The 14,077-nt window shown below is 64.7% G+C and carries 15 protein-coding genes; 10 read left to right on the top strand and 5 right to left on the bottom strand.

The annotated features are described in order from the left end of the window. Positions 1 to 77 precede the first annotated feature (77 nt). Both IQ16_RS19370 and IQ16_RS19365 read left to right on the top strand, forming a co-directional pair. Positions 78 to 428 (top strand): hypothetical protein, encoded by a 351-nt coding sequence (locus tag IQ16_RS19370; protein WP_080648034.1) that lies wholly within the window; start codon positions 78 to 80, stop codon positions 426 to 428. Further along, positions 373 to 918, top strand: a complete 546-nt coding sequence (locus IQ16_RS19365) for a hypothetical protein (protein WP_018642128.1) — start codon at positions 373 to 375, stop codon at positions 916 to 918. Before IQ16_RS19370 ends, IQ16_RS19365 begins: the two co-directional genes overlap by 56 nt. Before the next feature lie 50 nt (positions 919 to 968). Here the strand turns inward: IQ16_RS19365 and IQ16_RS19360 are convergent, their stop codons facing one another. After that, positions 969 to 1,367 (bottom strand): RidA family protein, encoded by a 399-nt coding sequence (locus IQ16_RS19360; RefSeq protein WP_018642129.1) that lies wholly within the window; start codon positions 1,365 to 1,367, stop codon positions 969 to 971. Positions 1,368 to 1,518: 151 nt separating this feature from the next. Here IQ16_RS19360 and IQ16_RS19355 point away from each other — a divergent pair, with 151 nt between their 5' ends. Both IQ16_RS19355 and IQ16_RS19350 read left to right on the top strand, forming a co-directional pair. Next, a complete protein-coding gene (locus tag IQ16_RS19355; RefSeq protein ID WP_018642130.1) occupies positions 1,519 to 2,391 on the top strand; it encodes a DMT family transporter in 873 nt (290 codons plus the stop codon). A gap of 201 nt (positions 2,392 to 2,592) precedes the next feature. Further along, the gene (locus tag IQ16_RS19350; protein WP_018642131.1) at positions 2,593 to 4,032 is read left to right on the top strand and encodes a caspase family protein; all 1,440 of its coding nucleotides are present in this window, start codon (positions 2,593 to 2,595) and stop codon (positions 4,030 to 4,032) included. Between the two features lie 174 nt (positions 4,033 to 4,206). Here the strand turns inward: IQ16_RS19350 and IQ16_RS19340 are convergent, their stop codons facing one another. Both IQ16_RS19340 and cysK read right to left on the bottom strand, forming a co-directional pair. Then, positions 4,207 to 4,446, bottom strand: coding sequence for a BrnA antitoxin family protein (locus IQ16_RS19340; protein WP_018642132.1), 240 nt, complete (start codon positions 4,444 to 4,446; stop codon positions 4,207 to 4,209). A gap of 3 nt (positions 4,447 to 4,449) precedes the next feature. After that, entirely contained in the window at positions 4,450 to 5,427 is a 978-nt protein-coding gene (gene cysK / locus IQ16_RS19335; protein WP_026311857.1) for a cysteine synthase A, read from the bottom strand. A gap of 283 nt (positions 5,428 to 5,710) precedes the next feature. On the opposite strand from cysK, the gene IQ16_RS19330 reads away from it, so the two are divergent. Further along, complete coding sequence (locus tag IQ16_RS19330; RefSeq protein ID WP_018642134.1) at positions 5,711 to 6,817, top strand: acyltransferase family protein; 1,107 nt, start codon at positions 5,711 to 5,713, stop codon at positions 6,815 to 6,817. Positions 6,818 to 7,022: 205 nt separating this feature from the next. After that, on the top strand, positions 7,023 to 7,241 hold the full coding sequence (locus tag IQ16_RS19325) for a hypothetical protein (protein WP_018642135.1): 219 nt from the start codon (positions 7,023 to 7,025) through the stop codon (positions 7,239 to 7,241). Between the two features lie 6 nt (positions 7,242 to 7,247). On the opposite strand, the gene tgt is transcribed toward IQ16_RS19325, so the two are convergent. Further along, on the bottom strand, positions 7,248 to 8,396 hold the full coding sequence (tgt, locus tag IQ16_RS19320) for a tRNA guanosine(34) transglycosylase Tgt (protein ID WP_018642136.1): 1,149 nt from the start codon (positions 8,394 to 8,396) through the stop codon (positions 7,248 to 7,250). Between the two features lie 232 nt (positions 8,397 to 8,628). Here tgt and IQ16_RS19315 point away from each other — a divergent pair, with 232 nt between their 5' ends. The 4 genes from IQ16_RS19315 (at position 8,629) to IQ16_RS19300 (ending at position 12,788) form a co-directional block, all read left to right on the top strand. Next, entirely contained in the window at positions 8,629 to 9,786 is a 1,158-nt protein-coding gene (locus tag IQ16_RS19315) for a patatin-like phospholipase family protein (RefSeq protein WP_018642137.1), read from the top strand. Between the two features lie 130 nt (positions 9,787 to 9,916). Further along, positions 9,917 to 10,663, top strand: coding sequence for a TetR/AcrR family transcriptional regulator (locus IQ16_RS19310; protein ID WP_018642138.1), 747 nt, complete (start codon positions 9,917 to 9,919; stop codon positions 10,661 to 10,663). A 249-nt stretch (positions 10,664 to 10,912) separates the two neighbouring features. After that, positions 10,913 to 11,518, top strand: a complete 606-nt coding sequence (locus IQ16_RS19305; protein WP_026311860.1) for a PepSY domain-containing protein — start codon at positions 10,913 to 10,915, stop codon at positions 11,516 to 11,518. 232 nt (positions 11,519 to 11,750) lie between these two features. Next, positions 11,751 to 12,788 carry an aspartate-semialdehyde dehydrogenase gene (locus IQ16_RS19300; protein ID WP_018642139.1) on the top strand — a complete coding sequence of 346 codons (1,038 nt, stop codon included), beginning with the start codon at positions 11,751 to 11,753 and terminating at the stop codon, positions 12,786 to 12,788. Between the two features lie 173 nt (positions 12,789 to 12,961). On the opposite strand, the gene queA is transcribed toward IQ16_RS19300, so the two are convergent. Beyond that, the gene (gene queA / locus IQ16_RS19295) at positions 12,962 to 14,029 is read right to left on the bottom strand and encodes a tRNA preQ1(34) S-adenosylmethionine ribosyltransferase-isomerase QueA (RefSeq protein WP_018642140.1); all 1,068 of its coding nucleotides are present in this window, start codon (positions 14,027 to 14,029) and stop codon (positions 12,962 to 12,964) included. Between the last annotated feature and the right edge of the window lie 48 nt (positions 14,030 to 14,077).

Genomic DNA, 14,077 nt, shown 5'->3' with positions numbered 1-14,077 from the left:
TTGGCATCGCAACAAATTTCCGTCACATTTCGTCCGAATAAGCGTCAGCATATCAGACAAATTCAAGGACGGAATTCATGCGTTTTGCTCGCATCGCGGCGTTCTGTGCCGCTTCAGTTTTCACCGGCACCCTCGCCGCTCCCGCCTTCGCCCAGAGCCCCTATGACGGCAACTGGCAGGTCACCATCGTGACCAAGAGCGGCTCGTGCGAGCCGACCGCGAGCTCGATGCTGACGGTTGCCGACGGCAAGATCACCGCGCCCGGCGCTAACGTTTCCGGCACCATCGGCAGTGGGGGACTTGTGAAAGTTTCGATCAATGGTGCATATGCCAACGGTCAACTCAACGGCAACGCCGGATCGGGGAAGTGGAATGGAGCATCTGCAGGCATACCGTGCAGCGGGCGGTGGGAAGCATCGCGCCAATAGACCAATCGAGGCTCGTGCCCGGAACCGGCGGCTGCTGATTGCGGCCGCCGTTTTGTTTGCGGCGGGGCTTGCCAGCTCTGAAGGCAAGGCCCAGTCCGGCCCCTTCGCCCCGCTGGCGGGCAGCTGGAGCGGCGGCGGCACAGTTACGCTGGATGACGGCTCGACCGAGCGGATCCGCTGCCGGGCCAAATACGCCCCGATCGGACCGACCATGGAGATGTCGCTGACCTGTGCCAGCGACGCCTACAAGTTCAACCTCGGCGCCAACGTGAGGGCTGAGGGCGGCGCCATCGCCGGCAGCTGGTCCGAGGCGAGCCGCAACATCTCCGGATCGCTCCAGGGCCGTGGCGCTGGCGGCAATTACGATCTGGTCGCCTCGACCGCCGGCTTCAACGCCAACATCTCGCTGAAGACATCGGGCAACAAGCAGAGCGTCTCGATGCGCGCGGACAGCCAGTTCCGCGGCGCCAACATCTCGCTGTCGAAGTAAGCCACCAGCCGACACGACGATCGATCCGGCGGCCTCGCCGGGTCGATTTTTTATGTGCCCGGGACGAACGCCGTGACCTCTATTTCGACCTTGGCCCGCTCGTCCACGAGGCCGCCGATATAGAGAAGCGTTGAAGGCGGGAAATTACGCCCGAGCGTCTCCTTCCAGGCCGCACCGATACCGGCACTTGCGGCCTCGTATTCGCTGCGGCTGGTCAGGTACCAGGTCAGGCGGACGATGTGCTCGGGACCCGCGCCGGCCTCGCCCAACAGCTTGATGATCCGCTGCAGCGCTACGCCGACCTGCGCCGCCATGTCAGGCGCGTAATTGCCCACCTCGTCGCCGCCGGTCTGGCCGGCGAGCACCACCCACCGGCCCGGCCCCTCGACCACGACGCCATGGGAAAAGCCGCGCGGTTTTTTCCATTCGGCCGGCTGCAAGATGCGCATGAGCGAGATCTCCCGATTTTCTCGTTGTTCGCTGATGCCTTAACACGCCGGCCTGCATCGCTGCATCCGCAGATTTGGCCGTTGCAAACGGCGGCGATGTCGCCGATACCGGCCGTCCCTTCGGATTCCACCCCTTCCCGCGTCCGCCGCAATGAGCACGACACCGTCCAAAACGATGGCCGCACTGTGGATGGCCGGCTGGCTGTCGCTGATGCTGATCATGGCGGTGGCCGGGCGCGAGACCACACGCGAGCTCAACGTTTTCGAGATCATGGAGATCCGGTCGCTGGCGGGCTTCGTCCTGCTGGCGCCGATCATCTATCGCGCCGGCGGCTTCAAGGTGCTCAGGACATCGCGCCTGCAACACCACGTCGCGCGCAACCTCGTGCACTATGTCGCCCAGCTCGGCTGGTTCTTTGCGCTGACGCTGATCCCGATCGGCCAGGTCGTGGCGATCGAATTCACCATGCCGATCTGGACCGCGATCCTCGCGGCGAGCTTCCTCTCCGAGCGCATGACGCCGTGGAAGATCGCCGCCATCGTGCTCGGCCTCGTCGGAGTGATCGTCATCGTGCGGCCGGCCACCGGCGAGATCAATCCGGGCCAACTCATCGCGCTCGGGGCCGCCATGGGATTTGGCGTGTCGATGGCGCTGGTCAAATCTCTGACCCGCACCGAAAGCGCGCTGTCGATCCTGTTCTGGATGCTGGTGGTGCAGTCGGTCGCGGGCTTCGTGCCGACGCTGCTGGTCTGGACCTGGCCGTCGGCCTACGCCTGGGCCTGGGTCGGCGTGATCGCCGTCTGCGGCACGTTCTCGCACTACTGCCTCGCCAGCGCGATGCGCTATGCAGATGCGACGATCGTGGTTCCCATGGACTTCCTCCGGGTTCCGCTGACCGCAACCGCAGGTTGGTTGCTGTATTCGGAGCGGCTCGACGCCTGGACCGTCCTCGGCGCGGCGCTGATCCTGTGCGGCAATCTCCTGAACTTGAAGCCGGCGCCGGTTCCCGCTCGCGCGCAGTGAACCTCGCGCCGCCTCACGCGACAAAACCAAGTGGCCGTGTGATTTGGATCACGTTGGAGAGCCCCTCCATCGTGCACATTCGGCCACACAGCAGCGGGTTGAACGCGACGTACCGCCGTTTTGGTGGCGCGAAGTCGGGCACTTCGTGTAGGTTCGCCGCCAATTTGTTGCTGCCTGCAATTCGATTCTGGGGATTTCAGAATGCGCTATCTCACCCTGCTCGCCTCGCTCATGTGCGTGGCACTGCCGGTCAGTGCCGCGAAGGCGGACCGTCGCGTCGCCTTCGTCGTCGGCAACGGCTCCTACAAGAACGTCGCACAATTGCCGAACCCGCCGATCGACGCCAAGACGATGGCGGCGACGCTGCGCAATGTCGGCTTCGAGGTGATCGAGGGCTCCAATCTCTCCCGCGACCAGATGACGGAGAAGCTGCTCGACTTCGGTCGCAAGGCGCAGGGCTCCGATATCGCGCTGTTCTATTATGCCGGCCACGGAATCGCCGTCGGCGGCACCAACTACCTGCTGCCGGTCGATGCCGACATCAAGACGGAGATGGACGTCAAGCTGGGCGCTGCCATCAACATCGACCTGACGCTCGAACAGACCATGGGCGATGCCAAGGTCAAGCTCGTCTTCCTCGATGCCTGCCGGGACAATCCGTTCGCCGCCAAGATCAAGTCGAACTCGGCGACCCGCAGCGTCAACGTGCAGAGCGGTCTTGCCGAGATGAAGTCCGGCGAAGGCACGCTGATCGCGTTCGCAACCGGCCCGGGCCAGACCGCGCTCGACGGCCAGGAGGGCAATAACAGCCCGTTCACCCGCGCGCTGATCGACAACATCACCAAGCCCGGCGTCGAGATCCAGCAGGCGATGACGTCGGTCCGTGCCCAGGTCAATGAAGAGACCCACAAGGGCCAGCTGCCCTGGGGCCACACCAACCTGATCGGCGCCGTATATCTCAACCAGGCTCCGACCACGCAGGTTGCCAACGCGGCGCCGACCGCTTCTGGCATCTTGTCGACGGCGAATGGAAGCTCGGACGGTGTCGAGCTCGAATACTGGCGCTCGGTGAAGGAGAGCAACAAGCCGGAAGAGCTCAACGCCTACCTTTCCGCCTATCCCAACGGTCAGTTCAAGGCGCTGGCGCTGGCACGTCTCGCGGCTATCAAGAGCGGCCCCTCGACCGCGACCCGCACGCTCAACTCCGGCGTCGATCCCGCAGCCTTTACCGATGAGGCCTCTCAGCTCACCGAGGACCAGATCGGCCTCGACAAGAACCAGCGCCGCGACGTGCAGCGTCGCCTCACCGGGCTTGGCTTCGACACCAAGCAGACCGGCGTCTTCAGCGACGAGACCCGCGTGGTGCTCAAGCGCTGGCAGGCTGCGCGCGGCTATCCGTCGTCAGGCTACCTCAACAAGCCCCAGCACAAGGCCCTGCTCTCCGAGGTCGTGGCCGCACCGCCGACCGCAAGCGACAGCAGCCAGAAGGCGGCCCGACGTGCCAGCGCCCCCGCAGCCAGCAGCGCGCCGGCGCCGGCACCGGCACCTCAACAGCGCAGCAGCAGCCCCGGCGATGCCGCCGGTGCGGCCTTCGTCGGCGGTGTCGTCGGCGGCATGATGGGCGGCATGTTCCGCCGTTGAGGCAGGACGGCAGGTTCAAAAACAAAAGCCCGGCTCGCGCCGGGCTTTTTCGTTGGTGCGGACAGTGTCGCAGCAAACTCCGTCATTGCGAGGAGCCCTTGCGGCGAAGCAATCCAGGCTGTCCCCGTGGAAAGATTCTGGATTGCTTCGCTACGCTCGCAATGACGAGCTCCCTTACTTCCCCGCCGCCTTTCGCAGCGCTTCGTTGATGCGGTCCTGCCAGCCGGGGCCGCCCGCCTGGAAGAACTCTAGCACGTCCTGGTCGATGCGCAGCGTGACCTGCTCCTTGATGCCGGGAACTGCGTTCTGCTTCGGCGCCGCCGCCGCGACCTTGGCCGTCACCTTCTTGAACGCCGCCTCAGCCTCGGTCCTGGCATCGCCAAGCGTGCGTGGCCGTCTCGGTTGATCCGCCATATCCTAGATTCCCTCGAACAGAGCTGTCGAAAGATACCGCTCCGAGAACGACGGCACGATGGCCAGAATGGTCTTTCCCGCAGCTTCCGGCCGCTTGCCGATCTGGAGCGCGGCGGCGATCGCCGCGCCCGAGGAGATGCCGCCCGGAATGCCCTCATGCCGCGCCAGCGCGCGCGAGGTGTCGATCGCGGTGGTCGAGTTGATCTTCACGATCTCGTCGATCACCGAGCGGTCGAGGATGTCAGGCACGAAGCCTGCGCCGATGCCCTGGATCTTGTGCGGCGTATGCTGGCCGCCTGACAACACCGGGCTCTCCTCCGGCTCGACCGCGATCACCCGCAGCGACGGCTTGCGCGGCTTCAGCACCTGGCCGACGCCGGTGATGGTGCCGCCGGTGCCGACGCCTGCGACGAAAAAGTCGATGTTGCCGGCCGTGTCGTTCCAGATCTCCTCGGCCGTGGTGCGGCGGTGGACTTCGGGATTGGCCAGATTCTTGAACTGCTGCGGCATCAGCGAGTTCGGCGTCGTCTTCAGAAGCTCCTCGGCGGCGGCGATCGCGCCCTTCATGCCTTGCGCAGCCGGGGTCAGCACCAGCTCGGCGCCGAGAAAGGCCAACATCTTGCGGCGCTCGATCGACATGGATTCCGGCATCACCAGCTTGAGCCGGTAACCGCGCGAAGCCGCCACGAAGGCGAGCGCAATGCCGGTATTGCCGGAGGTCGGCTCGATCAGCACGGTGTCGGGCTTGATGATGCCGGCCTTCTCCATCGCGATGATCATGGCCGCACCGATACGGTCCTTCACGCTCGCGGCGGGATTGAAATATTCAAGTTTTGCCAAAATCGTCGCGTTCACCCCGTGCTGGCCCGGCAGGCGTCGCAAGCGCACGACCGGCGTGTCGCCAAAAGCCTCGACGATTGAATCGTAGATCCGGCCGCGGCCGGGTTGGTGCGCTGCACTCGTTTTGGACGATGCGTCCATCATGAACTCCCTTTGGCGACAAATTGGACCGCTGTCGCAGCTGTTCCGCAGTTACAGACAGCTTGTGGCGACACGCAAGCGGCAATCCCGTGACCCGGCCGGCCGCCATTTGCAGGAGGCCCGACTTTACCGCCCTGCCCGTTGCCGTTGTCAATCTGTTCACGATTGCCATGGTGAAGTGCCGGACCAGCGTCCAGCCTTCCGATCATCGCTTGTGCCTTAGCCAAATACCCTCCCGACAGGCGACGTCCGTTGCGGGCGGCGGGAGCGCAGAGAACGCCTGATGCATCAACGGCTCGCCATCATCGATACCCTGCGCGGCATCGCCGTCTTGTCGGTGGTCGTTCAGCACGCGCTCGAGGTGATCGTGCGGGAACATCAGACCGGCGCGTACCATTCGATCTTCCACGACGCGATCGGCTATTACATGAATTTCGGCCGGTTCGGCGTCGCGCTGTTCTTCTTCGTCAGCGGCTTCGTCATTCCCTTCAGCTTTCCCGCCAGCGCGTCTCCCGTGAACGACTTCGCGGTCAGTCGCTTCTTCCGCCTCTATCCCGCCTACTGGACCTCGATCGCGATCGGGCTCGTCACGATGCAGGCGGTGGAGTTGAGGACCTATCCCCTGTCGCAGATCGTCGCCAACATCACGATGCTCCAGAGCTTCCTGGAGGTCCGTCACCTCTGGGACTTCTACTGGACGCTGACGATCGAGCTGCTGTTCTACGTCGCCTGCACCATTCTCTTCGCGGCAGGACTGCTGACCCGACGCCTCACCGCCGTCGCGATCGTCGTTGCGACCGCGCTGGCCGGGACAGCGGTCGCCGTCCTGGTGGAGGACCGGGCAGCCTGGGTGATGATGGAGATCGGACTGAACCTTTCGGCGATGTTCCTCGGCAAGATCATTCGCGACACTGTCGTCGGCGGAACGCTGCGATGGCGGCATGTCGCCGTCTGCACGGCGCTCTACGCAGTCTTCGCGATCACGCTGGCCGGCAGGCGCTATGGCGGGGCGTATGAGGACAATTTCTTCTACAGCTATTCGATCGCGGCGGCCTATGTCAGCGCTGCCGTCGTTTTCATTGTGTTTGCCGCATTCGGCGAGCGGATGGCCTGGCGTCCGCTAGCGTTCGTCGGCCTCATCAGCTACTCGGTCTACCTGATGTCGCCGTTCGCAATGGTCTGGGTTCATCAGTACGCGTGGCCTGGCGACGGGCCGCTGGCATGGCTCGTCTTCGTTGCCGAGGTCGTGACGTCCTCGATCCTTGTCAGCTGGATGACATATTCCCTCGTCGAGAAACCCTGGATTTCGTTCGCACGCAGGCTCCGCTCGGGCCACAGCACCCCGGTCGTGCTCGAGCCTGCTCTTGGCCGGCAGGGTGCGGCGCAGTAATCGAGCGTCATGACGCGTGAAGCAGCGCAACGAATTATCGCAACGCACACGGGATTGTTTGCGCTGCGATACCAAGGCTGCGAGCAAGCCAGCAATCACGTCGTGGTGACGGCAATTTTATAAAAGCCAGCGGGTTTGTGTTGCGACCTCGTCAAGTACTTCTGCTTATGTTAGACTTACGTCTCAAAGCAGGGAGGTCACCACGATGTCAGCAGTTGCTGAAGTGATGTCGACCGTCGCGCTGAACCGCGATCCGCGTTGCAGCGAGTTGCCCACCTGTCCCGTCTGTGCCGACTCCATGGTCGCCGCCGAAGCATCCGCCTACGTCTCGGACCACATGATCAGCTATCTCTGGACCTGCGACAATTGCGGCTACGGTTTCGTGACCAAGCATGCCGTCAAGCAGCGGATCGTCTGCAATTGACGTTGCTCAGCGCGGGGCGATATCGCCCCTCGCCCAATCCTCACGCGTACGCTGATAGAACTCATCGAACGTTCCGTGTGCGATCGCGTCCCTGATGCCCTGCATCAGGGACTGGTAGTAAGCGACGTTGATCTCGGACAGCAGCATTGCCCCCAGCGTCTCGCCCGCCTTGACGAGATGATGGAGATAGGCGCGCGCACAGTTGCGCGTCGACGGCCATGAGCTCTCTTCATCGAGCGGGCGCGGATCGTCGGCGTGGCGCGCGTTGCGCAAATTGACCTGACCGAAGCGCGTGAAAGCCACGCCATGCCGGCCATTGCGCGTCGGCATCACGCAGTCGAACATGTCGATGCCGCGCTTCACCGCTTCGAGGATGTCGTCGGGCGTGCCGACGCCCATGAGATAGCGCGGCCGCTCTTTCGGCAGCATCGGCGCGGTCTCGTCGATCATGGCCAGCATCACCTCCTGCGGCTCGCCGACGGCAAGGCCGCCGATGGCGTAGCCGTGGAAGCCGATCTCGACGAGGCCCTGGGCGCTGGCATGACGAAGCTGCGGGATGTCGCCGCCCTGCACGATGCCGAACAGCATGTAGCCGTCGGGCGCGCTCTCGAAGGCACGCTTGGAGCGCTCGGCCCAGCGCAGCGACAGCCGCATCGCGCGGTCGATGTCGTCGCGTTCGGCGGGCAGCCGCACGCATTCGTCCATCTGCATGGCGATGTCGGAGCCGAGGAAGCGCTGTACCTCGATCGAGCGCTCCGGCGATAGCTCGACCTTGGCGCCGTCGATATGCGAGCGGAAGGTGACGGCGTGCTCGCTGACCTTGCGCAAGTCCGCCAGCGACATCACCTGGAAGCCGCCGGAATCCGTCAGCATCGGCCCGTTCCAGCCGGTGAACCGCTGCAAGCCGCCGAGGGCTGCGATCCGCTCGGCGCCGGGCCGCAGCATCAGATGATAGGTGTTGCCGAGCACGATGTCGGCGCCGGCCTCGCGCACCTCGCGCCAGTGCATGCCCTTCATGGCGCCGGCGGTCCCGACCGGCATGAAGGCCGGCGTCCGCACCACGCCGTGCGGCGTGGTCAGGCGGCCGGTGCGCGCGGCACCATCGGTGGCGAGCAGCTCGAAATGATTGGGAAGATTGGTGTCGGGGAGATTCATGGCGTGCTTATTGCGTGCCGGGCGAGGCCGATCAACCCGCCCGAACCACAGGATGCGTCAGACTGGGACAGATTTGACGCGGACTTTCATGTTCCGCACGGCTTGCCAAATAAAACGATACAGTGTAGTTTTACCGTGGGGCCTGGACGAGATGCCGCGGTGAATCTGCCGGCGGCCGTATTTGTGTGATCGCCAGCCGCCGACAATGCCCTCCGCTTCATGTTCGACCGAAATGTCCGGCCCTTCGCATGACCGGATATGGCAGACCGCCGCCCGCCTGACCGGACTTCTGGTCCTGGCCTTAAGTCTGGCCCTGGCCGGCTGCACCTCCCTGCCCCGCACGCCCTATACCGCCGCCGAGGCCAGCGCATCGCGCGTGCTCGATATCGACGGCCTCCGCCGCTACGCCGACGAGCCGGTCACGAAGTTCAGCTTCGAGAAAGACACCAGTACGGCGACGAAGACCTATCTGGCGCTGTCCGGCGGCGGCGCCGACGGCGCCTACGGTGTCGGCGTGCTCAACGGCTGGACCGCAGCCAGGACTCGCCCCACCTTCTCGGTCGTCTCGGGCGTCAGCACCGGCGGCCTGATCGCGCCGTTTGCATTTCTCGGCTTCCAATATGACGACACGCTGAAGGAGGTCTACACCAGCGGAATCGCGGAGAGCCTCCTGAACGATCCCAGCATCATGCGCGTGCTGTTCGGCTCCGGCCTGTTCGGCAATACGCGGCTGCGCGAGCTGGTCGCCCGCTATGTCGGGCCTGAAATCATGGCGCAGGTCGCGCGCGAGAACGCCAGGGGCCGCAGGCTGCTGATCGTGACGACCGATCTCGACACCCAGCGGACCGCCATTTGGGACATGGGCAAGATCGCGGCCGTCGGCACGCCCGAGGCGCTCAAGCTGTTTCGCGACGTGATGGCGGCCTCCGCCAGCATTCCGCTGGTGTTTCCGCCCATCATGATCGATGCCGAAGGCCAGGGCCGCAGATTCCAGGAGATGCATGTCGATGGCGGCGTGACGGCACCGGTGCTGACGCTTCCGGAAGCATTGCTGTTCCAGGGCAGCCGCCTGCCGGGCACCGCGAAGATGGACATCTACATCCTCGTCAACAAGAAGATCGAGCGCAATTTCGAGCTGGTGTCCAACAGCACGATCGACGTCGCCTCGCGCAGCTTGTCGGCGATCACGCAGTCGCAGACCCGCTCGATCATCTTCTCCACCTACGATTTCGCCAAACGCAACCGCCTGGGCTTCCATCTCTCCTACATCGCGCGCGACTATCCCGCGGCTCCCTCGGAAGGATTCGACACCGCCTATATGCGGGCGCTCTATCAGTACGGATATGAGAAGGCCGCCTCCGGCCAGGCCTGGACCTCGGCGCTCCCATGAGCCCGTCGTGACGGAACGAGGTCCTATCGAAACCGTTGAGGATACGGCCAATTCGGCCAGATTCGCGATGACGCCCCCGCTCCTGCGCGATATAGAGCGAATGACAGGCAACGCGCAGGAATCATTGGGCATGGGATTGACTGCGACCAAATCACGATCGGCATCGCCGCGGCGCGAGGTGCCGAAATCGCGCGGCGGGCGGCCGACCAAGACCGCCGCGATCGAGCGCGACCAGCGGCTGATCGAGGTCGCCACCCGCCTGTTCCTGGACCGCGGCTTTGACGCGACCTCGCTCGATGCGGTCGCGGAGGCGGCGCGGGTCAGCAAGCCCACCGTCTATTCCCGCTACGGCGACAAGCGCGGCCTGTTTGCGGCCGTGCTGAGGCGCGAGATCGAACGCTGGCTTGCGCCGCTGTCGGCTGCCGCGGAAACGCAGCTCTCCAGCGCCTCGGACATTTCGGTCGAGCAGCGGCTGGTCGAGATCGGGCGCGAGATGCTGACCTTCACCTGCGGGCCCGATGCCGTCGCCTTCAGCCGCATGATGACGTCGCAGGCCATCAACTTCCCCGACGTCGCCAAGCTCGGCAAGGAGGAAGGCTGGCTCAAGGCCGTCGCCACCACGGCGCGCTTCTTCGACCATCTGGTGGCGCAAGGCGCGCTGGACATCGAAGACACCACCATCGCAGCCGAGGTGTTTCTCGACGTCGTCGTCGGCCACACCCACCGCATGGCGACGTTCGGAACGGCGCTCGAGATGAAATCCGCGGAAAAGCGGATGCGCACCGCGATCAAGCTGTTCCTAGCCGGTGCGCTGGGCCCCGCCGATCGCGTCAAGGAGGCCGCCAAGGGCACGCCGCGGCGCCGTTCCTCCCGCTGACAATTCCGTGAGCTGGCGGTCTTTCCCCAAGGGGGCCGGCGCGACGGCATTGACCAAAATAAAACGATACGGTATGGTTTAGTTATAGCAGCACTGACCGCTTTTTCACCAGCCCCAAAGAGGTTCGTGCTGTTTCGAACGCCGCGGCGGGCACAACCTGCTACGACGCTCCGCGGCCGGCCTTGCCCAAGGTCGGCCGCGAAATCTTTACGATCATCCGGCACACTCGCTGTGCCGAGGGTTTCGAGCATGAAGGCAGCACGACAATACGCCTGGACGTTTTTCGCGACCGCCCTGTCGGCGTTGCTCGTCGCAGCGCCGGCGCAGGCGATCGTCTCGGCCGGAAGTACACCCACCGCCCTTCACAGCGAGACAGATGGTGATGCCGAGGCCGACCGCCAAGCAGTCAGCCGCGAGATCGAGCGCTTCCGCAGCTCGTCGATTTCGATCAGTCAGGCCATGGCGATTGCCGAGGCCCGCCACGCCGGCGCCACGACGGCGGATGTGAGTTTCGACGGGGCTGCCCGCGTGCCGGTCTACCGGGTGAAGACCCTGCACAACGACCGGATCTGGCGCCACACCATCAACGCCGCGACCGGCGAGCTCGTCGGCGGCGAAGCCGCCCTGCCGCTCGCCGAGCTCGACCACGACGATCGCAGCAACCTCGCAGCGCTCGGTGCGATCAGGCACCGCCTTTCCGATGCTGTGCGCGTCGCCGAGCGCGCAGCCTCGGGCAAGGCCATCAGCGGCGGCCTCGTGCGCGAGCGCGGCCGGCTTAGTTTTGCGATCGTCGTGATCAGCGGCGACGACCTCAAGGAGGTCATCCTGGAGCCGCCGGGCGCGCGCGCCAAATAGCGGCAGGTCCGTCGCCGGCCACATTCCTGCCGAAAAGCCATTGACGGGCGCAAAACTCTCCCGCATAAGTCGCCGCCATGTTCACGACCACCAAACGCACGACCAAAACCACCACGGCCCCAGGGGCCCGGGGAGGCGTGCGCGCGTAGGTCGTCGACTTAAACGCATCAGCTCTACCGAAGCCCCGCCCTCGATGGTCCGGGGCTTTTTTGTTGTCTGAATCTCAAATGCAATGGAGGACAAAGTGAGTAACGATCCCGTCGTCGCGATTGTCGGCGTCACCGGTGCGGTGGGCGCCGAATTCATCGCCACCATGGACAAGCGCGGCTTTCGCGTCGGCAAGCTCAAGGCGCTCGCGAGCGCCCGCTCGGCCGGCAAGACGGTGTCGTTCCGCGGCAAGGATGTCGTCATCGAGGAGTTGACCGAACGCGCCTTCGAGGGCGTCGACATCGCCCTGTTCTCCGCCGGCGGCAGCATCTCCAAGAAGTTCGCACCGATCGCGGTCAAGTCGGGCGCCGTCGTGGTCGACAATTCCTCCGCCTTCCGCATGGATCCCAACGTGCCGCTGGTGATCCCCGAGATCAACGCGAACCGCATCCGCGACCACAAGGGCATCATCGCCAACCCGAACTGCGCCGCGATCACCGCGCTGGTGCCGCTCTGGCCGATCCACCAGAAGAACCGCATCAAGCGCGTGATCATCTCGACCTACCAGGCGGCTAGCGGCGCCGGTGCTGCCGCGATGGAGGAGCTCGTCGAATCCACCCGCGCCAATCTCAACGGGCAGGTCTATACGCCGAAGGTGATGCCGCACCCCTACGCCTTCAATCTCTTCAACCACAACACCGCGGTCGATCCTGAGACCGGCTACAACGACGAAGAGACCAAGGTCATCAAGGAAACCCGCAAGATCTTCGAGGACGAGAGCATCGCGGTCGGCGTGACCTGCGTACGCGTGCCGGTGCTGCGCGCCCATTGCGAGGCCATCACCTTCGAATGCGAGAAGCCCATCACGGAGGACCAGGTCCGCGCCATCATGGCGCAGGCCCCCGGCGTGAAGGTGGTCGATGACCGCGTCAAGAACTACTTCCCGATGCCGATCGACGCCTCGGGCCAGGACGACGTCCTGGTCGGCCGCATCCGCAAGGACCTCAGCGATCCCTCAGGGCATTCGATCTCGATGTTCGTGGCGGCCGATCAGCTGCTCAAGGGCGCCGCGCTGAACGCGGTGCAGATCGCCGAGCTCTTGCCGCAGCGGGTGATGGCGTAACGCGCTCTCGACCCGTCATCCTGAGGTGCGAGCCGTGCAGCGCGAGGCGCTGCACGGGGAGCCTCGAAGGATGTACGTCCGAGATGCAGCAGCCGGGCCGTCGCCCTTCGAGGCTCGCCGAAGAGGCGAGCACCTCAGGGTGACGGTGATGGATTTGCGATTGCTGCCAGCTTCTAGGACCGAAACAGCAGGCACGCATCGCCGTACGAATAAAACCGGTATCCGCTCGCGATCGCGTGCGCGTAGGCCTGCTTCATCGTCTCGAGCCCCGAGAAGGCCGACACCAGCATGAACAGCGTCGACTTCGGCAGGTGGAAATTCGTCATCAGGATATCGACGGCGCGGAAGCGATAGCCGGGGGTGATGAAGATCGAGGTCTCGGCTGCGAACGGCTGGATCGTGCCGTCTTCGCTCGCTGCGCTTTCGAGCAGACGCAATGACGTGGTGCCGACCGCGACGATGCGGCCGCCATTCCTTTTCGCGCTGTTGAGCCGCTCGGCCACCTCGGCCGGGATGGTGCCCCACTCGGCGTGCATCTTGTGGCCTTCGGTGTCGTCGACCTTGACCGGCAGGAAGGTCCCTGCCCCGACATGCAGTGTGACGCGGTTGATGCCGACCTCGCGCGCGCGCAGCGCCTGCTCCAGCGCGGGCGTGAAATGCAGCCCCGCGGTTGGGGCAGCAACCGCGCCTTCGTTCGCCGCGAACATTGTCTGATAATCCGCAAGATCCTGATCGTCAGGCGTGCGCTTGGAGGCGATGTAGGGTGGCAGCGGCGGGTTGCCGAGATCGGCGATGGCCTGGTCGAGCGCCGGGCCGTGGAATGAGAACGACAGCGTCACCTCGCCCTCGACGCCCTTGGCCTCGACTTCGGCATCGAGATGGCCGAGCAGGCAGACCTTGCCCTCATTGCCGAAGCGGATGCGGTCGCCGGCTGTGAGCTTCTTGGCGGGTTTTACCAACGCCTGCCAGCGCGAGCCGTCGAGCCGCTTGATCAGCGTCGCCTCGATCTTCGGCTCGGTCTCGCGGCCGATGCGGCGGCCCTTCAATTGCGCCGCGATCACCTTGGTGTCGTTGACGACGAGCTGGTCACCACGCCTCAGCCATTGCGGCAGGTCGGCAATGACCTGATCGCGCAGCGCGCCGTTCTCGACGACCAGCATCTTCGCGGAGTCGCGCGGACTCGCCGGGCGCAACGCGATGCGCTCGGCGGGCAGGTCGAAATCGAAGAGATCGGTGCGCATGTCTCACTAGCACCGTCATTCCGGACGCCGCGCCTCGAGCGCGGCGAT

The sequence above is a fragment of the Bradyrhizobium huanghuaihaiense genome (assembly GCF_007830635.1).
Taxonomy (GTDB): domain Bacteria; phylum Pseudomonadota; class Alphaproteobacteria; order Rhizobiales; family Xanthobacteraceae; genus Bradyrhizobium; species Bradyrhizobium huanghuaihaiense.
The sequence above is the reverse complement of the archived record's forward strand: the minus strand, read 5'-3'. Positions and strand labels throughout refer to the sequence as shown.

Bases quoted from the DNA above. Each gene is read 5' to 3' on its own strand.
- queA (WP_018642140.1), bottom strand. From the start codon at position 14,029: ATGCGCACCGATCTCTTCGATTTCGACCTGCCCGCCGAGCGCATCGCG.
- IQ16_RS19325 (WP_018642135.1), top strand. From the start codon at position 7,023: ATGTCAGCAGTTGCTGAAGTGATGTCGACCGTCGCGCTGAACCGCGAT.
- IQ16_RS19300 (WP_018642139.1), top strand. From the start codon at position 11,751: ATGGAGGACAAAGTGAGTAACGATCCCGTCGTCGCGATTGTCGGCGTC.
- IQ16_RS19365 (WP_018642128.1), top strand. From the start codon at position 373: ATGGAGCATCTGCAGGCATACCGTGCAGCGGGCGGTGGGAAGCATCGC.
- IQ16_RS19350 (WP_018642131.1), top strand. From the start codon at position 2,593: ATGCGCTATCTCACCCTGCTCGCCTCGCTCATGTGCGTGGCACTGCCG.
- IQ16_RS19315 (WP_018642137.1), top strand. From the start codon at position 8,629: ATGTCCGGCCCTTCGCATGACCGGATATGGCAGACCGCCGCCCGCCTG.
- tgt (WP_018642136.1), bottom strand. From the start codon at position 8,396: ATGAATCTCCCCGACACCAATCTTCCCAATCATTTCGAGCTGCTCGCC.
- IQ16_RS19370 (WP_080648034.1), top strand. From the start codon at position 78: ATGCGTTTTGCTCGCATCGCGGCGTTCTGTGCCGCTTCAGTTTTCACC.
- IQ16_RS19330 (WP_018642134.1), top strand. From the start codon at position 5,711: ATGCATCAACGGCTCGCCATCATCGATACCCTGCGCGGCATCGCCGTC.
- IQ16_RS19355 (WP_018642130.1), top strand. From the start codon at position 1,519: ATGAGCACGACACCGTCCAAAACGATGGCCGCACTGTGGATGGCCGGC.
- IQ16_RS19360 (WP_018642129.1), bottom strand. From the start codon at position 1,367: ATGCGCATCTTGCAGCCGGCCGAATGGAAAAAACCGCGCGGCTTTTCC.
- cysK (WP_026311857.1), bottom strand. From the start codon at position 5,427: ATGGACGCATCGTCCAAAACGAGTGCAGCGCACCAACCCGGCCGCGGC.
- IQ16_RS19305 (WP_026311860.1), top strand. From the start codon at position 10,913: ATGAAGGCAGCACGACAATACGCCTGGACGTTTTTCGCGACCGCCCTG.
- IQ16_RS19310 (WP_018642138.1), top strand. From the start codon at position 9,917: ATGGGATTGACTGCGACCAAATCACGATCGGCATCGCCGCGGCGCGAG.
- IQ16_RS19340 (WP_018642132.1), bottom strand. From the start codon at position 4,446: ATGGCGGATCAACCGAGACGGCCACGCACGCTTGGCGATGCCAGGACC.